The sequence below is a fragment of the Tatumella sp. JGM118 genome, from assembly GCF_018257515.1.
Lineage (GTDB): Bacteria > Pseudomonadota > Gammaproteobacteria > Enterobacterales > Enterobacteriaceae > Tatumella > Tatumella terrea.
The window spans coordinates 13768-34255 of the sequence record NZ_JAERJR010000007.1 but is presented as its reverse complement, the minus strand read 5'-3'; the positions used below and the strand labels follow the sequence as shown (position 1 = coordinate 34255).

Below are 20488 nucleotides of genomic sequence, written 5' to 3'. Positions count from 1 at the left end.
TTTCTTACGTGACCCATCCGGAGCTTTTGTCATGAAGGATCGTAATTTCGATGATCTTGCGGAGAAGTTTTCTCAAAACATTTATGGCACCGCGAAAGGTCAGATCCGCCAGGCAATTCTTCGCGATGAGCTCGATGAGATTTTACCGACGCTCCCGGCAGGCCCGTTGTCGATAGTCGATGCCGGCGGCGGGATGGGACAAATCTCCTGCGGGCTGGCGGCCAGCGGGCACCATATCCTGCTGGGGGACGTTTCCGGCAAGATGCTGGAGCGTGCAGAAGAAAATGCGCAGCGTCTGGGTGTCAGCGGGAACATGGTTTTTAAACAAATGCGGGTGCAGGATATTGCAGACCATTTGGATAAACCCGCGGATCTGGTATTGTTTCATGCTGTGCTTGAATGGGTGGCCGAACCTGAAACGGCGCTGAAGGCAATCTATAATGCGTTAGCCCCCGGCGGGGTGTTATCGCTGATGTTTTATAACCTGAATGGTCTGGTGATGCAGAACCTGACACTGGGGAATTTTGGCTATTTACGGGCAGATATGAAAAAACGTAAAAGACGGACACTGTCCCCGGATTATCCCCGTGACCCCGTACAGGTGTATCACTGGTTAACCGAATGCGGATTTATTATTGAACAGCGGGCAGGGATCCGTGTGTTCAGTGATTTTATTCGTGATATGCCCCCCAGTGCTAATGGCTTTGACGGGATCCTTGAAATGGAAAGACGCTTCAGCCGCCAGGAACCGTACCTGAGTCTGGGGCGCTATATTCACGTCACTGCGCGCAAACCACTGCAGAAGGATCAATTATGAGTGATTTCTCCCAGACGATCCCGGAACTGGTCTCCTGGGCCCGTAAAAGCGATTTTTCAATTTCGCTGCCTACGGAGCGTCTGGCTTTCCTGCTGACAATCGCGACATTAAATGGCGAACGGATGGATGGTGAACTGAGCGAAGGCGAACTGATCGACGGCTTCCGTCATGTCAGTAAAGCCTTTGAACAGACCAAAGAAACCGTTCAGGCCAGAGCGAACAACGCCATTAATGACATGGTACGTCAGCGGCTGTTAAACCGTTTTACCAGCGAACAGGCAGACGGACACGCGATCTACCGTCTGACGCCACTCGGTATCGGTATTACCGACTATTATATCCGGCAGCGTGAGTTTTCGACCTTACGATTGTCGATGCAGCTCTCTATCGTCGCCAATGAACTTAAGCGCGCTGCGGATGCGGCCGAAGAAAACGGGGATGAATTCCACTGGCATCGGAATGTATTTGCTCCGCTTAAATATTCTGTCGCGGAGATCTTTGACAGTATTGATCTGACACAGCGGTCGATGGATGAACAGCAGCAGGGGGTAAAAGAAGATATTGCGGCCCTGCTGAATAAAGACTGGCGGGCGGCTATCTCCAGTTGTGAACTCCTGCTGTCTGAAACCTCCGGTATTCTGCGTGAATTACAGGATACGCTGGAGGCTGCGGGCGATAAGTTACAAGCCAATCTGCTGCGGATTCAGGATGCGACACTGAACAGCCCGGATCTGGGGTTTGTGGATAAACTGGTGTTTGATCTGCAAAACAAACTCGACCGTATCACCAGTTGGGGCCAGCAGGCGATCGATCTCTGGATCGGGTATGATCGGCATGTACATAAATTTATCCGTACTGCGATTGATATGGATAAAAATCGCGTCTTTGCCCAGCGGTTAAGACAATCGATACAAGGTTATTTCGATGCGCCATGGGGGCTGAGCTATGCCAGCGCCGATCGTTTATTCGATACCCGTGAAGATGAACTGATCTTACGTAATGATGAAGTCACCGGCGAACTGCCGAATGAACTTGAATTTGAAGAGTTCAATGAGATCAGAGAACAGCTGATGGCCATGATTGAAGAAGCTCTGCGTGTCTATAAGGAACAGGCGATACCGCTGAATCTGGCGACCGTGATGCGCGACTATCTGGCTCAGTATCCACGGGCGCGACATTTTGATTTAGCCAGAATTATTATCGATCAGGCAGTCAGTCTGGGCGTTTCTGAAGCCGACTTAGCAGGGTTACCTGCGCAGTGGCAGTCTATTAATGATTACGGAGCCAAGGTGCAGGCACATGTCATTGACAAATATTGAACAAGTGATGCCGCTTAAGCTGGCACAGGCACTGGCAAACCCGGTTTTTCCTGCGCTGGATAGCCAGTTACGGGCCGGGCGTCATATCGGATTTGAAGAATTAGATAATCATGCCTTCCTGATGGATTTTCAGGCAGAACTGGAAGAGTTTTATGCCCGGTACCACGTGGAGTTAGTCCGTGCCCCGGAAGGATTTTTCTATCTGCGTCCACGTTCTACCACGCTGATTGCCCGCTCAGTGTTATCTGAGCTGGACATGATGGTCGGTAAAATATTGTGCTACCTCTACCTGAGCCCGGAACGGCTGGCGAATGAGGGCATTTTTACCCAGCAGGAACTCTACGATGAGCTGCTGGCACTGGCTGACGAAAGCAAACTGCTGCGCTTTGTTAACCAGCGGTCGACCGGCTCTGATCTGGATCGTACCCGACTGCAGGAGAAAGTCAGGGCTTCCCTGAACCGCCTTCGCCGGCTGGGGATGGTCTGGTTTATGGGGAATGACAACTCTAAGTTCCGCATTATGGAATCGGTATTCCGCTTTGGTGCTGAAGTCCGTAGCGGTGATGAACCGCGTGAAGCCCAGTTGCGGTTAATCCGTGATGGTGAAGCCGTCTCCCTGGAGAAGACGGAAACAGCAGACCCGGCAGGCCGTGGCACGGAGGCAGAAAATGAGCAGTTCAGTGAAGATTCCGCAGAAAGCGGGGAGGATGACGAGGAATGATTGAACGTGGAAAGTTTCGATCGCTGACATTGATTAACTGGAACGGTTTTTTTGCCCGGACCTTTGATCTCGATAATATGGTAACCACGTTATCCGGCGGTAATGGTGCGGGTAAATCCACCACCATGGCAGCATTTGTGACCGCGTTGATTCCGGACCTGACTCTGCTGCATTTCCGTAATACCACCGAAGCGGGGGCCACCAGTGGTTCCCGGGATAAAGGGCTGCACGGAAAACTGCGGGCCGGTGTCTGTTATTCCATCCTCGATGTGATCAACTCACGCGGACAGCGCGTAATTGCCGGTGTGCGTCTGCAGCAGGTGACCGGGCGTGATAAGAAAGTCGATATCCGGCCTTTCAGCCTGCATGATGTCCCGGCAGAATTAAACCCGACAGAGTTGCTGACCGAGGTGGTGAACTCTCGTCAGGCAAAAGTCCTGTCGCTGAATGAAGTGAAAGAGCGTCTGGAGCTTCAGGAAGGGATCACTTTTCGTCAGTACAACTCGGTAACCGATTATCACAGCATGATGTTCGAGCAGGGTATCGTTGCCCGTCGTCTGCGTACCCAGGGTGACCGCAGTAAATTCTATCGTCTGCTTGAAGCCTCGTTATATGGCGGTATTTCCAGCGCCATCACCCGCTCACTGCGTGACTATCTGTTACCTGAAAACGGCGGTGTGCGTAAGGCCTTCCAGGATATGGAAGCCGCATTGCGTGAAAACAGGATGACGCTCGAAGCCATTCGGGTAACCCAGTCTGACCGTAATTTATTTAAGCACCTGATCACCGAAGCGACCGATTATGTTGCCGCCGATTATATGCGTCATGCCAACGAGCGACGTACGCACCTCGATGGCGCGCTGTTATTGCGTAATGAGCTATTTACCGGCCGTCAGGAACTGGCGAGCGGTCAGTACCGTCATGTGGAAATGGCACGCGAGCTGGCTGAACTGTCCGGCTCGGAAAAAGAATCCGAAGCCGAATATCAGGCGGCCAGTGATCACCTGAACCTGGTTCAGACGGCTGTTCGTCAGCAGGAAAAGATCACGCGCTATGAAGGTGAACTGGAAGAACTCAGTTACCGGCTGGAAGAGCAGCAGGAAGTGGTGGCCGAAGCCGAAGAAATCCATGAAGATAACCAGCAGCGTGCAGAAGATGCTGAGCTGGAAGTGGATGAGCTGAAGAGCCAGTTAGCAGATTTTCAGCAGGCTCTGGATGTTCAGCAAACCCGTGCGATTCAGTACCAGCAAGCCATTCAGGCATTACAGCGCGCCCGCGAGCTGTGTGGCATTTCTGATCTTTCCCTGGAAAATGCCGAAGAGTGGCAGCAGCGTTTCAGCGCCAGAGAAGAAGAAGCCACGGAGCTGTTACTGACTCTGGAACAGAAACTGAGTGTTGCTGATGCCGCGCACAGTCAGTTCGAGCAGGCACTGGCCCTGGTTAATCAGATTGCCGGCCCGGTAGGGCGCCATGAAGCCTGGCAAACCGGTCGCGAGATCATCCGCGATGCCGCCAATCAGCGCCACTATGCCGATGAATTATCCTCCCTGCGCTTACGCCTGTCTGAACTGGAGCAACGTTTACGCGAACAACACGACGCGGAGCGTTTACTGGCGGAATTTTGTAAAAGCCAGGGGCGTCAGTACGATGCCGATGCTCTGGACGGATTGCACCGTGAACTGGAAGCGCAGATCGAATCGCTGTCAGAGCGGGTTGCCGACGCCGGAGAACACCGCCTGACCTTGCGTCAGACACTGAGCCAGATCCGCGAAAAAATCACGTCACTGACCAGCAAAGCACCACACTGGCTGGCGGCACAGGAGATCCTGACTCAGCTCAGCGAGCAGACCGGCCAGGCGCTGACCAGCAGTCAGCAGGTGACCGGTTACATGCAGCAGCTGCTGGAGAAAGAGCGTGAAACGACGGTTGAACGTGATGCCATCGCTGCCCGTAAGCGTGAAACGGAACAACAAATTGAGCGGCTGAGCCAGCCAGGCGGTGCTGAGGATGCCCGACTGACACAACTGGCTGAACGTTTCGGCGGGGTACTACTGTCTGAAATTTATGACGACGTTACCCTCGACGATGCGCCGTACTTCTCAGCCCTCTACGGGCCTTCCCGCCATGCGATTGTCGTTCCTGACCTGTCGCTGATTCAGGAACAACTGGCCGGTCTCGAAGAGTGTCCGGAAGATCTGTACCTGATCGAAGGGGACCCGCAGTCGTTTGATGACAGTGTCTTCAGTGCAGATGAACTGGATGGTGCCGTCATTGTTAAAGTGGCCGACCGTCAATGGCGTTATTCCCGTTTCCCGAAAGTCCCGCTTTTCGGCCGTGCTGCGCGCGAAAATCAGCTGGAACTGCTGTACAACGAACGGGATAAACTGGCCGAAACCTACGCGACGTTGTCGTTCGATGTTCAGAAAACCCAGCGCTTACATCAGTCGTTCAGCCGCTTTATCGGCAGCCATCTGGCCATCGCCTTCGAGCAGGATCCTGAACAGCAGATCCGCGAACTCAATGCCCGTCGTCTGGATGTGGAACGCGCACTGAATCAGCATGAAAGTGAGACGGTTCAGCAGCGTCAGCAGTATGAATCTGCCAAAGACGGGGTGGCAAAACTTAACCGGCTGCTTCCGCGGGTCAGCCTGCTGCTGGACGAAACGCTGGCGGATCGTTATGAAGAGATCCGTGAGCAGGTGGAAGAGGCGCAGGAAGCCTCCCGCTTCCTGCATCAGCACGGCGTACGGATTAACAAACTTGAGTCGATGTTGTCGGTGCTGCAAAACGATCCGCAGCAGCACGAGCAACTGCAGGCCGATTATCAGACCGCGCAGCAAAAACAGCGCGAATATCGTCAGCAGTCGTTTGCGCTGACCGAGGTTATTCAGCGCCGCGCTCACTTCAGTTACTCCGATTCCGGCAGCATGGTGGACGGTAACAGTGACCTGAGTAATAAACTGCGTAAGCAACTGGAGCAGGCTGAAGGTGAACGTGCCCATGCCCGCGAACGGCTGCGTGAGCATCAGGCGATGCTAACCCAATATACTCAGGTTCTGGCATCGCTTAAAAGTTCGTACGAAGCGAAACAGGATATGCTGAAAGAACTGCACCTTGAAATGCAGGCTATCGGTGTGGCTGCGGATGTTCGTGCAGAAGAACGGGCTAAATCACGTCGTGATGAACTCTATGAATCACTGAGCCGTAACCGTGCCCGCAGTAACCAGCTGGAGAAGCAGATCTCTTTCTGTGAAGCCGAAATGGATGCACTGCAAAAACGCCTGCGCAAACTGGAGCGGGATTACGTTCAGCAGCGTGAACAGGTCGTGCGTGCGAAAGCCGGATGGTGCACGGTCATGCGGCTGGTGAAGGATAACGGTATCGAACGCCGCCTGCATCGCCGTGAGCTGGCCTATCTGGGCGGGGATGAATTACGTTCTATGTCGGATAAGGCCCTCGGGGCATTACGTCTGGCGGTGGCGGATAATGAGCATCTGCGTGATGTCCTGAGGTTATCCGAAGATCCGAAATACCCGGAACGTAAGATCCGATTCTTTATCGCCGTTTACCAGCATCTGCGTGAGCGTATCCGTCAGGATATCATCCGTACCGATGACCCGGTAGAAGCCATCGAGCAGATGGAGATTGAACTGAACCGTCTGACAGAAGAGCTGACCGCCCGCGAGAAACATCTGGCGATCAGTTCACGGAGTGCGGCAAATATTCTGCGCAAAACCATCCAGCGTGAACAGAACCGCATCCGTCAGCTCAACCAGGGGCTTCAGGGCGTCAGTTTCGGCCAGGTGAACAGTGTGCGCCTGAACGTAAATGTGCGGGAAGCTCACTCCGTATTACTGGAAACGCTGGCCAATGATCATGAGCAGCATCAGGATCTGTTTAACAGCCAGCGCCTGACCTTCTCAGAAGCGCTGGCCAAACTGTATCAGCGTCTGAACCCGCAGATTGATATGGGACAACGGACACCACAGGTCATCGGTGAAGAGCTGCTGGATTACCGTAACTACCTGGAAATGGAAGTTGAGGTCAACCGTGGGTCAGATGGCTGGTTACGTGCAGAAAGCGGGGCGCTGTCGACCGGGGAAGCGATCGGTACCGGGATGTCCATCCTGGTCATGGTCGTGCAGAGCTGGGAAGAAGAGTCCCGTCGTCTGCGTGGCAAGGATATTTCCCCTTGTCGTCTGCTGTTCCTGGATGAAGCGGCCCGACTGGATGGTCGTTCAATAGCGACTCTGTTTGAACTGTGCGAACGTCTGGATATGCAGCTGGTGATCGCTGCGCCGGAAAATATCAGTCCGGAGAAGGGAACCACCTATAAACTGGTCCGTAAAGTGGTGAATAACACCGAACACGTTCATGTCGTCGGCTTGCGGGGATTTGTTCCCGAGCCTTCCGTGAGCGCAACATCCGGCGGCCCGGCACCTCAACATTGAGTGTCGCAATTCCGGTAAATAAATGACATAAAACGGTATTTGTTTTTCAGCAAATACCGTTTTATTGTTTTAGTGGCGCTTATTCGTGTAAAGAAGAAAAATCCGGGCTAATGTAGTCATTACGGTAAGACATAAGGGGGCAGGGATGTTGAATAATGGTCTTAAATTACGGCCTGTAACGATATTGTGTAGTTTTTCACTGATGCTGGCACCGGTAACCTCGTTATTTGCTGCTCAGACACTTACCGGTCATCCGGTGCATACTTCCGGTGAGCATTCTGTACCGGTAAGACACAATTTTAATGCGGTCATCGCGGCGTTACCTGCCGGAGTTCATCTTTATTATTCATCCACGTTAGCCTCACTTTATCAGTCCCGGCATATGCAACCGATGTGGCAGGATCCGGTGGCGGTCGAAAAATTTCAGCAACAGCTGGCTGAAGTCGCGTTGTCCGGTGTTCAGCCACAGTTCGGTCAGTGGGTCAGCTGGCTTTCACGCAGTGATATCTCCGGTATGGAGCGTGATGTCCTGCTATCGGATGCCATGCTGGGATATCTGCAGTTTACTGCCGGCGCCCCGATAAAAGGGGAAAGCTGGTTATACGGGGACACGCCTTACAGTCTGGCATTACCCCCGACCGGCGATATTGCCCGCTGGCAGTCATCGATAACCTCCCGTAATGAGCGGGTGTTTATGGATTCTCTGATGCCTCGTCACCCTCAGTACCTGCCGATGCAGGCCGCGCTGAAAAAACTCTTATCAGAGGATCAGCGATGGCCTTATCTGACCAACCGCATCTCTATCAGACCGGGGGAAAGCAGCCCGGAGATCCCGACACTGCGCACGATTTTAATCCGCAGTGGTATGCTCAGTGCAAATGCTCCGGTATCTGTACCGCAGACACCGGTGTCTGACACCTCTGCTCAGCAGCAATCCGCCGCGCCGGCGACAGCGTCAGGCAGCCAGAGCGCCTTACTGCCGGGGAAACCCCTCGCCGGCACGACTTCTTCGCAGGTCAGTGCCCCGGCAGGCAACGGGACCACGTCCCCGGCACTGACTCCGGCGGTGAACCCTGAAGATATTTACGGTCCTGAACTGGTGGAAGCGGTGAAACGTTTTCAGCAATGGCAGGGCCTGGCCCCGGATGGCGTTATCGGACCGATGACCCGCGAGTGGTTAAACGTGACGCCACGGATGCGTGCCGGCCTGCTGGCACTCAACATGCAACGTCTTCGATTGCTGCCGGACGATATGCATAACGGCATTATGGTCAACATCCCTAACTTTTCGATGAGCTATTACGAGCAGGGGAAAACGATCCTCAGCTCACGGGTTATCGTCGGACGGCCGGACAGGAAAACACCATTGATGCGTAGCGCGCTGAATGATGTGGTGCTCAATCCGCCCTGGAATGTCCCCACCAGTCTGGTCCGTGGCGATATTGTCCCGAAAGCCAAGAGTGATCCGGATTACCTGATGAAGCATGGCTTCACCCTGTTATCAGGGTGGAATGCTGATGCTCAGGTGATCAGTCCGGAGAGCATTAACTGGGCGGCGGTAAATCCCGCGACATTCCCTTACCGTGTGCGTCAGGCCCCCGGGCCACAGAATGCGCTGGGACGTTATAAATTTAATATGCCAAGTTCTGATGCCATCTACTTACATGATACGCCGAACCATATGCTGTTTCAGCGTGATGTCAGGGCGCTAAGTTCAGGTTGTGTGCGTATTAATAAGGCTGCTGAACTCGCAGGGATCCTGCTGAAAAATGTAGGCTGGGATAGCAGCCGGATATCCGGCGCTCTTCAGGAAGGGAGTACCCGCTATCTGGCTATCCGTTATCGAATTCCGGTTAACCTCTATTATCTGACCGCCTGGGTAGGCGAAGATGGTCAACCGCAATTCCGTACCGATATCTACAATTACGATAATCTGGTTCGCCGGGGGCAGAGCAGTTTTGCCCCTGCAGAAAAATTTATTCTGTAACCGCCCACCACATAGAGGCGTCATCCTGCCAGCCGGCCCGGATGACGCCCTCTGGCTGCCTTATTGTCGGGCCGGGGATGATATTCCCCGGGTCTGTATTGACGTGACTGAGACATCTGGTTAATGTGCCATTGTCTGTTTTTTGTTCCGCTGTCACTCAGGTTATAGATCACCATGGATAAATTTGATTCCCAACGCAGAAAAATCATCTTGTCAGGTTGCGCCGCCGCAGGGCTGGCATTACTCCCTGGCCTGGCTGAAGCCTCGTTATCTGCCGCCCGCCCCCGTATACTCACGCTCAGTAATATGCATACCGGTGAAACGATGAAAACCGAGTTTTTTAACGGTCAAACATATAATCAAAGTGAACTGGCACGCCTGAATCATTTTTTCCGTGATTACCGGGCGAATAAGGTAAAGAACATCGACCCGCATTTGTTCGAGCAACTCTACCGGCTACAGGTTATGCTGGGTACCCGCAAACCGGTTCAGCTGATTTCCGGCTATCGTTCACTGGCGACTAATAATAAATTACGTTCGACCGGTAGCGGAGTGGCAAAACACAGTTACCATACGCTGGGCCAGGCGATGGACTTTCATATTGAAGGTGTTCAGCTGGCGATGGTGCGCTCTGCGGCATTGAAAATGGGTGCCGGCGGGGTAGGCTACTATCCAAAAAGTAATTTTGTTCATATCGACACCGGGCCGGTCAGACACTGGCAATAACCGGTGTTTCAGAAAAGAGGTTCAGGCATTGAGTCAGTTGAATTACACCCTCATTCCGGTTACGGCATTTTCTCAGAATTGTTCCGTCGTCTGGTGTGAGGCACAGGGAAATACGGCGATTATCGATCCCGGCGGGGATGCCGGGGTGATAAAAAAGGTACTCAGCGACCTGCAACGAACGCCGGAAAAGATTCTGCTTACCCACGGCCATCTTGATCATGTCGGGGCCGCCGCCGAACTGGCCGCATTTTACAACATACCGGTTATCGGCCCGCAGTTGCGGGATAAATTCCTGCTGGATGCCCTGCCACAGCAGAGCCAGATGTTTGGTTTTCCCTATTGTGCCCCTTTACAGCCCGATCAATGGCTGGAGGAAGGAGAGACGCTCTCGTTAGGTAAGGTATCCTTTGAAATATTACATTGTCCCGGACACACGCCCGGACATATCGTCTTGCTGGATCGGCAAAATAAACTGTTATTTTCCGGGGATGTGATTTTTAAAGGCGGGGTGGGCCGCAGTGATTTCCCGCAGGGAGATCATCAGCAGTTAATGACCTCGATAAGGGAAAAACTGTTACCGTTAGGGGATGATATAACGTTTATCCCCGGCCATGGCCCGTTATCCACGCTGGGGAGCGAACGGACCACAAATCCGTTTCTGCAGTAAATGACCGCATCAGCACTGATGCAGAGAACATCCGCCAAAAAAGCCATCCGTCAGGATGGCTTTTTTCATACAGTGGCGATCGATCACAACACGGCGATAATCGACTCACAGAGAGCGGACATATTATCAGGCGTCATTCCGGCAATATTGATACGTCCGGAGTCCACGGCGTAGATAGCATAGTCGTTACGCAGGCGATGAACCTGTTCAGTGGTCAGTCCGCTGTAAGAGAACATGCCGTTCTGCTGATGAATAAACCCAAAGTCTTTACTGGCGCCTTTTTCTGTCAGAGTATTCACAAACAACTGACGCATACGCTGAATACGCTGACGCATGTCTGATAATTCCTGTTCCCACAGGGTCCGCAGCGTCTCGTTACCGAGGATCGTTGCGACTACGGCTGCACCGTGTGACGGCGGGTTAGAATAGTTCGCACGAATGGCAAATTTGACCTGGCTGAATGCGGCCGCAGCGATCTCTGCATTTTCTGCCACCAGCGTGAAGGCGCCTACACGTTCGTTATACAGACCGAAGTTTTTGGAATAGGAACTGCACACCATTAGCTCTTTGTGCTGTTCAGCAAAGATACGCAGCCCCTCAGCATCCTCTTCCAGTCCGCGTCCGAACCCCTGATAAGCAAAATCGAATAAAGGTAACCAGCCACGCGACACTGACAGGTCAGCCAGTTGCTGCCATTGTTCCGGTGTCGGGTCGATCCCTGTCGGGTTGTGACAGCATCCGTGGAACAGTACCACATCACCCGGCGCTGCGTGTTCCAGCGATTTCAGCATCCCCCCGAAGTCCAGCTGGTGGGCTGTGGCATCGTAGTAATCATAATGACAGACCTGCAGGCCGCTGGCGGTGAAAATACTTTTATGGTTTGGCCAGCTCGGGTTACTCACCCAGATACGTTTCACGTCTGTCTGTTGGGTCAGGAAGTCAGCCGCAACGCGCAGTGCACCGGTACCTCCCGGCGTCTGCGCCGTACAGGCCCGCTTTTCGGTGATGATCGGATTCTCTTTGCTGAACAACAACTCCTGAGTCAGCCGGGCGAATTCAGGATAGCCATCAATACTGAGATAGCTTTTTGTCGTTTCATTTTCCAGCAGGATTTGCTCAGCTTTTTTCACACTGGTCAGAATAGTGGTTTTGCTGGTCTCATCTTTATAAACACCGATACCCAGATTAATTTTTTCAGGTCGGTTATCAGCCCGAAAAAGATCGGCCAGTCCCAGAATAGGGTCGGCTGGTGCAGCAGAAATTGATTCAAACATGAGTGAGATCCGATTGATATATATAAACGTTTGCGTCTGAACCCAAGGTTATCCCGAGAGACAGCAATTGCCAACAGTTGTTTGGTAATTTTATCCGCGGGAGATCAAAGTTTTAAAATGAACCGGTCTCAGGAATGGCGTGAAAGTCTTCAGGCGGGTACAGCGGGGCAGAATCCTATAAAAAAAAACGGGGTCAGAAGACCCCGTTTCAGCACTAAACTTTGTCGGATTAGAACTGGTAAATCAGACCTACAGCAGCGATGTTGTCGGTCGCCAGGCCCAGTTTGTTGTTGTCATCCAGCTGGTTGATTTTGTAATCAACATAGGTAGACATGTTTTTGTTGAAGTAGTAAGTCGCGCCCACTTCGATGTATTTAACCAGGTCAGCATCGCCAACGTTCTCGATGTCTTTACCTTTAGTCTGAACGTATGCCAGAGAAGGACGCAGACCGAAATCGAACTGATACTGAGCAACCAGCTCGATATCCTGAGTTTTGTTAGCAAAACCGGATACTGCAGTACCGTTAACGGTACCGGAGATAGGGGTTGCGTTCAGGCCTTCAGCGTAAGTTGCTGCCAGGTAAATGTTGTTTGCATCATACTTCAGGCCGGTTGCCCATACCTGAGCGCGGTCGCCTTTGCCCAGAGCGGCTGCATTCTGCTGACCGGTACGGTCCTGAGAAGAGAATGCACCTGTGACTGCGACACCGATTGGAGAAGTGTAGCTGGTAGAGATACCGTAGCCGTCACCGTTAGCACGCTGGATGTCTGAACGGTCGTTTTTGCCCTGGTACTGAGCTGCGAAGTCCCAGCCATCAACCAGACCAAAGAAGTTGGTGTTACGGTAGGTAGCAACGCCGGTAGCACGGCCAGTCATGGTGTCGGTGTAACCGAAGTCACCACCGAATTCTGGCAGCATATCGGTCCAGCCCAGAACGTCATAAGCAACCGCGTAGTTACGACCGTAGTCGAATGAACCGTACTGACCTGCTTTCAGACCAGCGAAGCCCAGACGGGTCTTAGTGCCGGTAGAAGCGTCAGAACCTTCTGAATTGTTTGCTGGCAGGTTATATTCCCACTGGCCATAACCGGTCAGCCAGTTGTTGATCTGAGTTTCACCTTTGAAACCCAGACGTGCGTAAGACTGGTCACCATCGTTAGAGGTATCTTTTGAAAAGTAGTGCAGTCCGTCGACTTTACCGTACAGATCCAGCGTATTGCCGTCTTTATTATAGATTTCTGCGGCATTAGCTGCGCCTGCAACTAACAGAGCCGGGATCATAACTGCTAAAATGTTGCGCTTCATCATTTATTACCCTCGTTGGAGTTTATTAGAGACTACTGCCACTACTGTCAACAATTCTTTACAAGAACTATTAATGAAGTTTGGTGTCTTTATGTGTCTGAGGCATCTTTCCATTCATACGGTGCTATTTCTAGCGCGAATATGCTACAAAACCAGAGTTCTGGTTTCAAATAGAAAATATGTATTACAAAATGTAAATTTTGCGGAACTTTGTGAGATGAATCAATATTTCAGAAAGTAATAAAGCCGGCAGAAGCCGGCTTTATTATCTATATGAAATTGTTATTGATTAATTGACAATTAGAAATTTGCGTTACGTGGTGTCCGCGGGAAGGGAATAACATCTCTTACATTCTGTACACCGGTGACATAGGCGATCAAACGCTCAAAGCCCAGGCCAAATCCTGAATGCGGAACGGTGCCGTAGCGACGCAGGTCACGATACCACCAGTAGTCTTCTTTATTCAGGCCCATCTCTGCCAGACGTTCATCGAAGACATCAAGACGCTCTTCACGTTGTGAACCCCCGATGATTTCGCCGATACCCGGAGCCAGCACGTCCATGGCCGCGACAGTTTTACCGTCGTCGTTCAATCGCATATAGAAGGCTTTGATGTCTTTCGGGTAGTTTTTCACCACAACCGGCGCGCAGAAATGTTTTTCTGCCAGGAAGCGTTCATGTTCTGAGGAGAGATCGATTCCCCAGGAGACCGGGTTTTCGAACGTCTGACCGCTCTTCAGCAGAATATCGATAGCATCGGTATAATCGATCTGTGCGAAATCCGCTGAAACGAATTTCTCCAGTCGCTCGATGGCTTCTTTATCGACACGTTCGGCAAAGAAAGCCATATCGTCAGCCCGTTCAGCCAGTACGGCTTTAAATGCATATTTCAGCATCGCTTCGGCCAGACCTGCGGCATCATCCAGAGAAGCGAAGGCAATTTCCGGTTCGATCATCCAGAATTCAGCAAGGTGACGACTGGTGTTCGAGTTTTCTGCGCGGAATGTCGGACCAAAAGTATAAATTTTTGATAACGCACAGGCATAGGTTTCGCCGTTCAGCTGACCGGAGACGGTCAGGAAAGACTCTTTACCAAAAAAGTCTTCACTGAAATCCACCTGACCTTTATCGGTGCGGGGCAGGTTCTCAAGGTCCAGTGTGGATACGCGGAACATTTCGCCGGCGCCTTCAGTATCCGACGCGGTGATCAGCGGCGTAGATACCCAGAAGTATCCCTGCTCGTGGAAAAAGCGGTGGATGGCCTGCGCCAGCGTATGACGCACGCGTGCGACCGCGCCGATCAGGTTAGTACGCGGGCGAAGGTGGGCGACCTCACGAAGGTATTCGATGCTGTGGCGTTTTGCCGCCATCGGATAGCTATCCGGATCTTCGACCCAGCCGGTAACTTCAAGGGCTGTGGCAACAATTTCAAAGGCCTGTCCCTGTCCCGGAGATTCCACGACTTTTCCGGTGACAATGACAGAACAGCCGGTGGTCAGATGTAAGACGTCGTCCTGATAATTATTAAGCGAATTATTAACAACAGCCTGAACAGGATTAAAGCAGGAACCGTCATAAATGGCGATAAAAGAAAGACCGGCTTTGGAATCTCTACGGGTACGGACCCAGCCGCGTACTGTGACTTCACTGTCAACAGCAACCCGGCCTTGCAGTACGTCCACTACAGGCACTACGCTCATAATTATCTCTCTATTCAATAATGTTTATAAATGCCCCTGGCGGGGAAAACGGATATGTTACTTGTGAGTTCACAGGAAACAAGAAAAATTACGCACTGTCGGCGATTTCATAGTGAAGGGGAAGGAGAGTCCGTTCTCCTGAGGCCAGCATTAACTGGCCTGTCTGACCGGAGGCAACTCGAACGCTTTCTGAAGTGCCCGGACAAATGACGGGTCATGACAAATTGTTTTGCCCGGGCTGTCGGACAATTTAGCGACCGGTTTACCGTTGCAGCTGACCAGCTTAATCACGATATTGAGCGGCGTGACACCCCGGATATCACAGGTCAGGCGGGTCCCGATACCGAAAACGACTCTGACCTGAGGATCGAAATGCCGGTAGAGCGCCAGCGCTTTATCCAGCGTTAAGTTATCAGAGAACACCAGTGTTTTGGTTTGCGGGTCGATGCCGAGTTTCCGGTAATGGGCGATCACTTTTTCACCCCATTCTACCGGTTCACCGGAATCGTGACGCAGGCCCTGATAGCGGCTGGCAAAATTGAGGTCGAAATCGCGCAGGAAAGCATCCGTAGTAATACAATCCGTCAATGCAATCCCCAGCTGGTCGGGATATTCGTCCAGCCAGGCTTGTAAAGCGACCCGCTGACTGGAGGCCAGCTCCGGGCTGATTTGCTGATGGGCCTGAAACCATTCATGTGCCTGGGTGCCCACCGGGGAAATGTTCAGTCGTCTGGCGAGATCATAGTTACTGGTCCCCGAAAGCCAGGGAACTTCCTGCTGCAGTGTTTCGACAATCGCGTGCTGAACCTGTCGCGAATAGCGCCGGCGTGTGCCGAAATCCATCAGCCTGAAACGTGAGATATCCATATCCGCTGAGGCCTGACGGAATGCGCTCAGTTTTTCGTGCAGAGTGCTCAGGGCCTGGTCCACACCGATACAGGGAGTCTTATCCCGGTGGACCAGCTCGCTTATCAGCGCGAGTAGCGGGATTTCCCACAGGATAACCTCTGCCCAGGGACCGCGTAATGTAATGCTGAGCTTACCCTGCTGATCACGCACATCCACCTGCTCAGGTTTAAAACGGAACGCTTTCAGCCATTGCAAATAGTCCGCAGTAAAGAACGGTAAACCGGACAGATAGAGGTACTCCGTGTCAGTGAGTGCGAGTGATTGCATCTGATCAATCTGCTGACGGAGCTCACCGGCATAATGGCCCGGCACGTCGTCCCCACGACAACGAAACCCGGCAGTGACCGACAGATCACGGTAGCGATGGTAAACCGCTTGCTGCATGTGCAGTTTATACGCATCAGTATCCAGCAGTGATGTGATTATCGGGGAAGCATATCGTTTCATGGTGCGTATCTGCATCCTAAGTCTGCGGCGCCAGGCCTGGTCAGAGAGTGTTAAGAATATTAAACAACAATTCCAGTATAACGCTATCTGATGAAAAGTGAATCAGATCACAGCATATCTGCCGCTGCCGGTCGTTACTCAACGGTGCTTATTGTTAAATAAATGGAGAGAATTTACCGACAGGCGCTTTGCATCTGGAAACAGCCCGCTAAGAAGCATAAACTCATGACGAGTGTATTTTTTTTATGACCGGGAAAAATTTATGACAGATCAACCGCAAATTAAATATCGCCACGATTACAGCGCGCCGGATTTCACTATCACCGATATTGATCTCTCATTTATTCTCGATGAGCAACAGACCCGTGTTACGGCGGTCAGCCAGGTGAAACGTCTGAATGAGCAGGCGACAGACCTGGTCCTGCAGGGGGAATCCCTGACGCTGGAAAGCCTGGAGATTGACGGGCAAGCGTGGCAGGAGTACAGCATTGAAGAAGGCTTGCTGACGGTACGGGGCGTCCCGGCTGAATTTACCCTGAAGATAGTCAACACTATCCACCCGGATCAAAATACCGCGCTGGAAGGACTGTATAAATCCGGTGAGGCGTTGTGTACTCAATGTGAAGCCGAAGGTTTCCACCATATTACCTGGTATACTGACCGCCCGGATGTACTGGCGCGTTTCACGACCACTATTGAAGCCGATAAAAAGAAATATCCGTATTTACTGTCGAACGGTAACCGCATTGCTTCAGGTGACTGCGGAGAGGGGCGTCATTGGGTAAAATGGCAGGACCCGTTCCCTAAACCGTGCTACTTGTTTGCGCTGGTGGCCGGCGAATTTGATGTCTTACGCGATACCTTTACCACGCGTTCAGGCCGTGATGTCGCTTTAGAAATCTTTGTCGATCAGGGTAACCTCGACAGGGCTGACTGGGCGATGACCTCGCTGAAGCAGAGTATGAAGTGGGACGAAGAGCGATTTGACCTCGAATACGATCTGGATATTTTCATGATTGTTGCCGTCGACTTCTTCAATATGGGGGCGATGGAGAATAAAGGTCTGAACGTCTTTAACTCCAAATATGTGCTGGCGAAAGCCGAAACGGCGACCGATAAAGATTACCTCGGTATTGAAGCCGTTATCGGTCACGAATATTTCCATAACTGGACCGGTAACCGTGTGACCTGCCGTGACTGGTTCCAGCTGAGTCTGAAAGAAGGGCTTACCGTCTTCCGTGATCAGGAGTTCAGCTCTGATCTGGGGTCGCGTCCGGTAAACCGGATCGAAAATGTCAGGGTGATGCGTGGCGCTCAGTTCGCGGAAGATGCCAGCCCGATGGCCCATCCGATCCGTCCGGATCAGGTGATGGAAATGAATAATTTCTACACCCTGACCGTCTACGAAAAGGGATCGGAAGTGATCCGCATGATGCATACGTTACTGGGCGAAGAAAAATTCCAGAAAGGTATCAAACTTTATTTCCAGCGTCATGACGGCAGCGCCGCTACCTGTGATGACTTCGTGCAGGCGATGGAAGATGCGTCCGGCGTCAGTCTGACACAATTCCGCCGCTGGTACAGTCAGTCCGGTACACCGGTGCTGACCGTCAGTGATGAATATGACCCGCACCATGAAGTCTATAAACTGCATGTAAAGCAACACACACCGGCAACGGCCGATCAGAAAGAAAAGCTGCCATTACATATTCCGCTGGATATCGAACTTTATGACGGTGAAGGCAACATCATTCCACTGCAGTACCAGGGTAAGCCAGTGTCATCCGTGCTGGATGTGACCGAAGCTGAGCAGACGTTTGTGTTTGATAATGTCTACTTCCAGCCGGTCCCGTCGTTGCTGCGGGAGTTCTCGGCACCGGTAAAACTGGATTATCAGTGGAGTGACGCGCAACTGACCTTCCTGATGCGCCATGCACGCAATGACTTTTCCCGCTGGGATGCGGCACAGAGCCTGCTGGCCACCTATGTGAAACTGAACGTGCTACGTTTCCGTCAGAAGCAGCCACTGTCGCTGCCACAACACGTTGCAGAAGCTTTCCGTTCCGTACTGGCCGATAAAGGGCGTGACCCGGCATTGACGGCGCTTATCCTGAGCCTGCCTTCTGAAAATGAGATGGCGGAATGGTTTGAACTCATTGACCCGATAGCTATCGCCGCCGTCAGAACAGCCATTATCAGAACGCTGGCGAAAGAACTGCAGTCAGAGTTGCGTGAAGGTTACCGTGAAAACCAGTGCGGTGAATATAAAGTGGTTCAGGAAGATATTGGTAAGCGGGCACTTAAAAACGTCTGTCTGAGCTATCTGGCCTTCGGTCAGCCGGAAGAAGCAGATACCCTGGTACGCCAGCAGTATCAGCAGGCCAACAATATGACAGATGCACTGGCAGCGCTGAATGCGGCAGTGAGTGCACAACTGCCATGTGCCGATGAACTGCTGGGACAATGGGACGAGCGCTGGCATCAGGATGGTCTGGTGATGGATAAATGGTTTGTTCTGCAGGCCACCAGTCCGGCTGCGGATGTATTGGCGCGCGTGGAAGGTCTGCTGAACCATCGCTCATTTACCATGACCAACCCGAACCGTGTGCGTTCGCTGATTGGTGCTTTTGCCTCGGCTAACCCTGCAGCTTTTCATGCCACCGACGGTAGCGGATACCGCTTCCTCACCCGGATGCTGAAAGATCTGAATAAACGTAACCCGCAAATTGCGGCAAGGCTTATCGAACCTCTGATCCGTCTGAAACGTTATGACAGTCAGCGCCAGCAACTGATGAGAGAGGCACTTGAGGAACTCAAAGGCCTCGATAATCTCTCCCGTGATTTATATGAAAAAATCACCAAAGCCCTGGCGGCATAGTCAGTGATGAAATAACGCTGAAACCACCTGTTACCGGGTGGTTTTTTTTCATTCAGTCAATGTTCTGCTTTTTGATATTACGGCGGGCGATTCAGGGAAATTTACTTTTTCCCGAAAGCTCATTACCATTCCGGCGCAAAATAAGCACGGGCGATAGCCCGGCGCGCGACCACAGCATCCAGGAGAGTGCATGTTATATCCAATCATCCGTCCTGCCCTGTTTCAGCTCGATCCCGAACGGGCCCATGAACTGACGATTAACCAGTTGAAACTGATTCGTGGCACACCCTTTGAACGCCTCGTGCATCAACGTGTACCGTCGCGTCCGGTAAGTTGTATGGGATTACAATTCGATAATCCGCTGGGCCTGGCCGCCGGATTAGATAAAAATGGTGAATGTATCGATGCCTTTGGCATGATGGGCTTCGGTTTTGTTGAAGTCGGAACCGTCACTCCGCGTCCGCAAGCCGGCAATGATAAACCCCGCCTTTTCCGTTTAGTTGAGGCCGAAGGGATTATTAACCGGATGGGATTTAATAATCTCGGTGTGGATCATCTGGTTGAGAACGTCAAAAAAGCGCAGTTTAAAGGGATCATCGGTATCAATATTGGTAAAAATAAAGATACCCCGGTCGAACAGGGCAAAGACGATTATCTGATCTGCATGGAAAAAACCTATGCGCATGCCGGGTATATCACGGTGAATATTTCATCCCCGAATACTCCGGGTTTACGTACGCTGCAGTACGGTGAAGCACTGGATGATTTGTTATCGGCAATTAAAAATAAACAGCAGGAACTTCAGAAGCGGCATCTTAAATACGTCCCGGTGGCGGTAAAGATCGCGCCGGATCTTTCGGAAGAAGAATTGATCCAGGTCGCGGATAGCCTGGTCAGACATAATATTGATGGCGTGATTGCAACGAATACCACGCTGGATCGATCACTGGTGGAAGGGCTGAAACATGCCGGAGAGAGTGGCGGATTGAGCGGTCGTCCGGTACAGCTTAAAAGCACACAAATTATTCATCGTCTGAACCAGGAATTAGCGGGACGACTGCCAATTATTGGTGTCGGCGGCATTGATTCATTAATGGCGGCGAAAGAAAAATTAGCGGCGGGTGCATCGCTCATCCAAATCTATTCCGGGTTTATTTATAAAGGACCGGGTCTGATTAAAGATATTGTGAAGAACATTTAACCACAAAAAGCAGATTATTTAGCCAGAGGGGTTTATTTACGTCTCTGGCTCGTTTATATTTTGTTCAGATCAGGGATGGCTGGC

At 51.8% G+C, this 20488-nt stretch carries 13 protein-coding genes; 9 read left to right on the top strand and 4 right to left on the bottom strand.

The annotated features are described in order from the left end of the window. Positions 1-31 precede the first annotated feature (31 nt). The 7 genes from cmoM (at position 32) to JK223_RS08900 (ending at position 10688) form a co-directional block, all read left to right on the top strand. The gene (cmoM, locus tag JK223_RS08930; protein WP_212713839.1) at positions 32-817 is read left to right on the top strand and encodes a tRNA uridine 5-oxyacetic acid(34) methyltransferase CmoM; all 786 of its coding nucleotides are present in this window, start codon (positions 32-34) and stop codon (positions 815-817) included. Continuing rightward, positions 814-2136, top strand: a complete 1323-nt coding sequence (mukF, locus tag JK223_RS08925) for a chromosome partition protein MukF (protein WP_212713838.1) — start codon at positions 814-816, stop codon at positions 2134-2136. The genes cmoM and mukF overlap by 4 nt, the downstream gene beginning before the upstream one ends. Then, positions 2117-2857: a chromosome partition protein MukE gene (mukE, locus tag JK223_RS08920; protein ID WP_212713837.1), complete on the top strand. Its 741-nt coding sequence runs from the start codon at positions 2117-2119 to the stop codon at positions 2855-2857. The genes mukF and mukE overlap by 20 nt, the downstream gene beginning before the upstream one ends. Further along, positions 2854-7308, top strand: coding sequence for a chromosome partition protein MukB (gene mukB, locus JK223_RS08915; RefSeq protein WP_212713836.1), 4455 nt, complete (start codon positions 2854-2856; stop codon positions 7306-7308). Before mukE ends, mukB begins: the two co-directional genes overlap by 4 nt. A 145-nt stretch (positions 7309-7453) precedes the next feature. Then, entirely contained in the window at positions 7454-9295 is a 1842-nt protein-coding gene (ldtD, locus tag JK223_RS08910) for a L,D-transpeptidase (RefSeq protein WP_249213550.1), read from the top strand. A gap of 174 nt (positions 9296-9469) precedes the next feature. Continuing rightward, positions 9470-10021: a YcbK family protein gene (locus JK223_RS08905; RefSeq protein WP_212713835.1), complete on the top strand. Its 552-nt coding sequence runs from the start codon at positions 9470-9472 to the stop codon at positions 10019-10021. Positions 10022-10058: 37 nt separating this feature from the next. Further along, complete coding sequence (locus JK223_RS08900) at positions 10059-10688, top strand: MBL fold metallo-hydrolase (protein ID WP_212713936.1); 630 nt, start codon at positions 10059-10061, stop codon at positions 10686-10688. 83 nt (positions 10689-10771) lie between these two features. Here JK223_RS08900 and JK223_RS08895 read toward each other — a convergent pair whose 3' ends face one another. The 4 genes from JK223_RS08895 to pncB form a co-directional block, all read right to left on the bottom strand. Continuing rightward, positions 10772-11962 carry an amino acid aminotransferase gene (locus JK223_RS08895; RefSeq protein WP_212713834.1) on the bottom strand — a complete coding sequence of 397 codons (1191 nt, stop codon included), beginning with the start codon at positions 11960-11962 and terminating at the stop codon, positions 10772-10774. Between the two features lie 229 nt (positions 11963-12191). Beyond that, the gene (ompF, locus tag JK223_RS08890; RefSeq protein WP_305803614.1) at positions 12192-13271 is read right to left on the bottom strand and encodes a porin OmpF; all 1080 of its coding nucleotides are present in this window, start codon (positions 13269-13271) and stop codon (positions 12192-12194) included. A gap of 297 nt (positions 13272-13568) precedes the next feature. Then, entirely contained in the window at positions 13569-14969 is a 1401-nt protein-coding gene (asnS, locus tag JK223_RS08885) for an asparagine--tRNA ligase (RefSeq protein ID WP_212713833.1), read from the bottom strand. A 150-nt stretch (positions 14970-15119) separates the two neighbouring features. Continuing rightward, on the bottom strand, positions 15120-16325 hold the full coding sequence (gene pncB / locus JK223_RS08880; RefSeq protein WP_212713832.1) for a nicotinate phosphoribosyltransferase: 1206 nt from the start codon (positions 16323-16325) through the stop codon (positions 15120-15122). 262 nt (positions 16326-16587) lie between these two features. Here pncB and pepN point away from each other — a divergent pair, with 262 nt between their 5' ends. Both pepN and pyrD read left to right on the top strand, forming a co-directional pair. Next, a complete protein-coding gene (pepN, locus tag JK223_RS08875; protein ID WP_212713831.1) occupies positions 16588-19203 on the top strand; it encodes an aminopeptidase N in 2616 nt (871 codons plus the stop codon). Positions 19204-19393: 190 nt separating this feature from the next. Next, on the top strand, positions 19394-20404 hold the full coding sequence (pyrD, locus tag JK223_RS08870; protein WP_212713830.1) for a quinone-dependent dihydroorotate dehydrogenase: 1011 nt from the start codon (positions 19394-19396) through the stop codon (positions 20402-20404). The last annotated feature ends 84 nt before the right edge of the window (positions 20405-20488 follow it).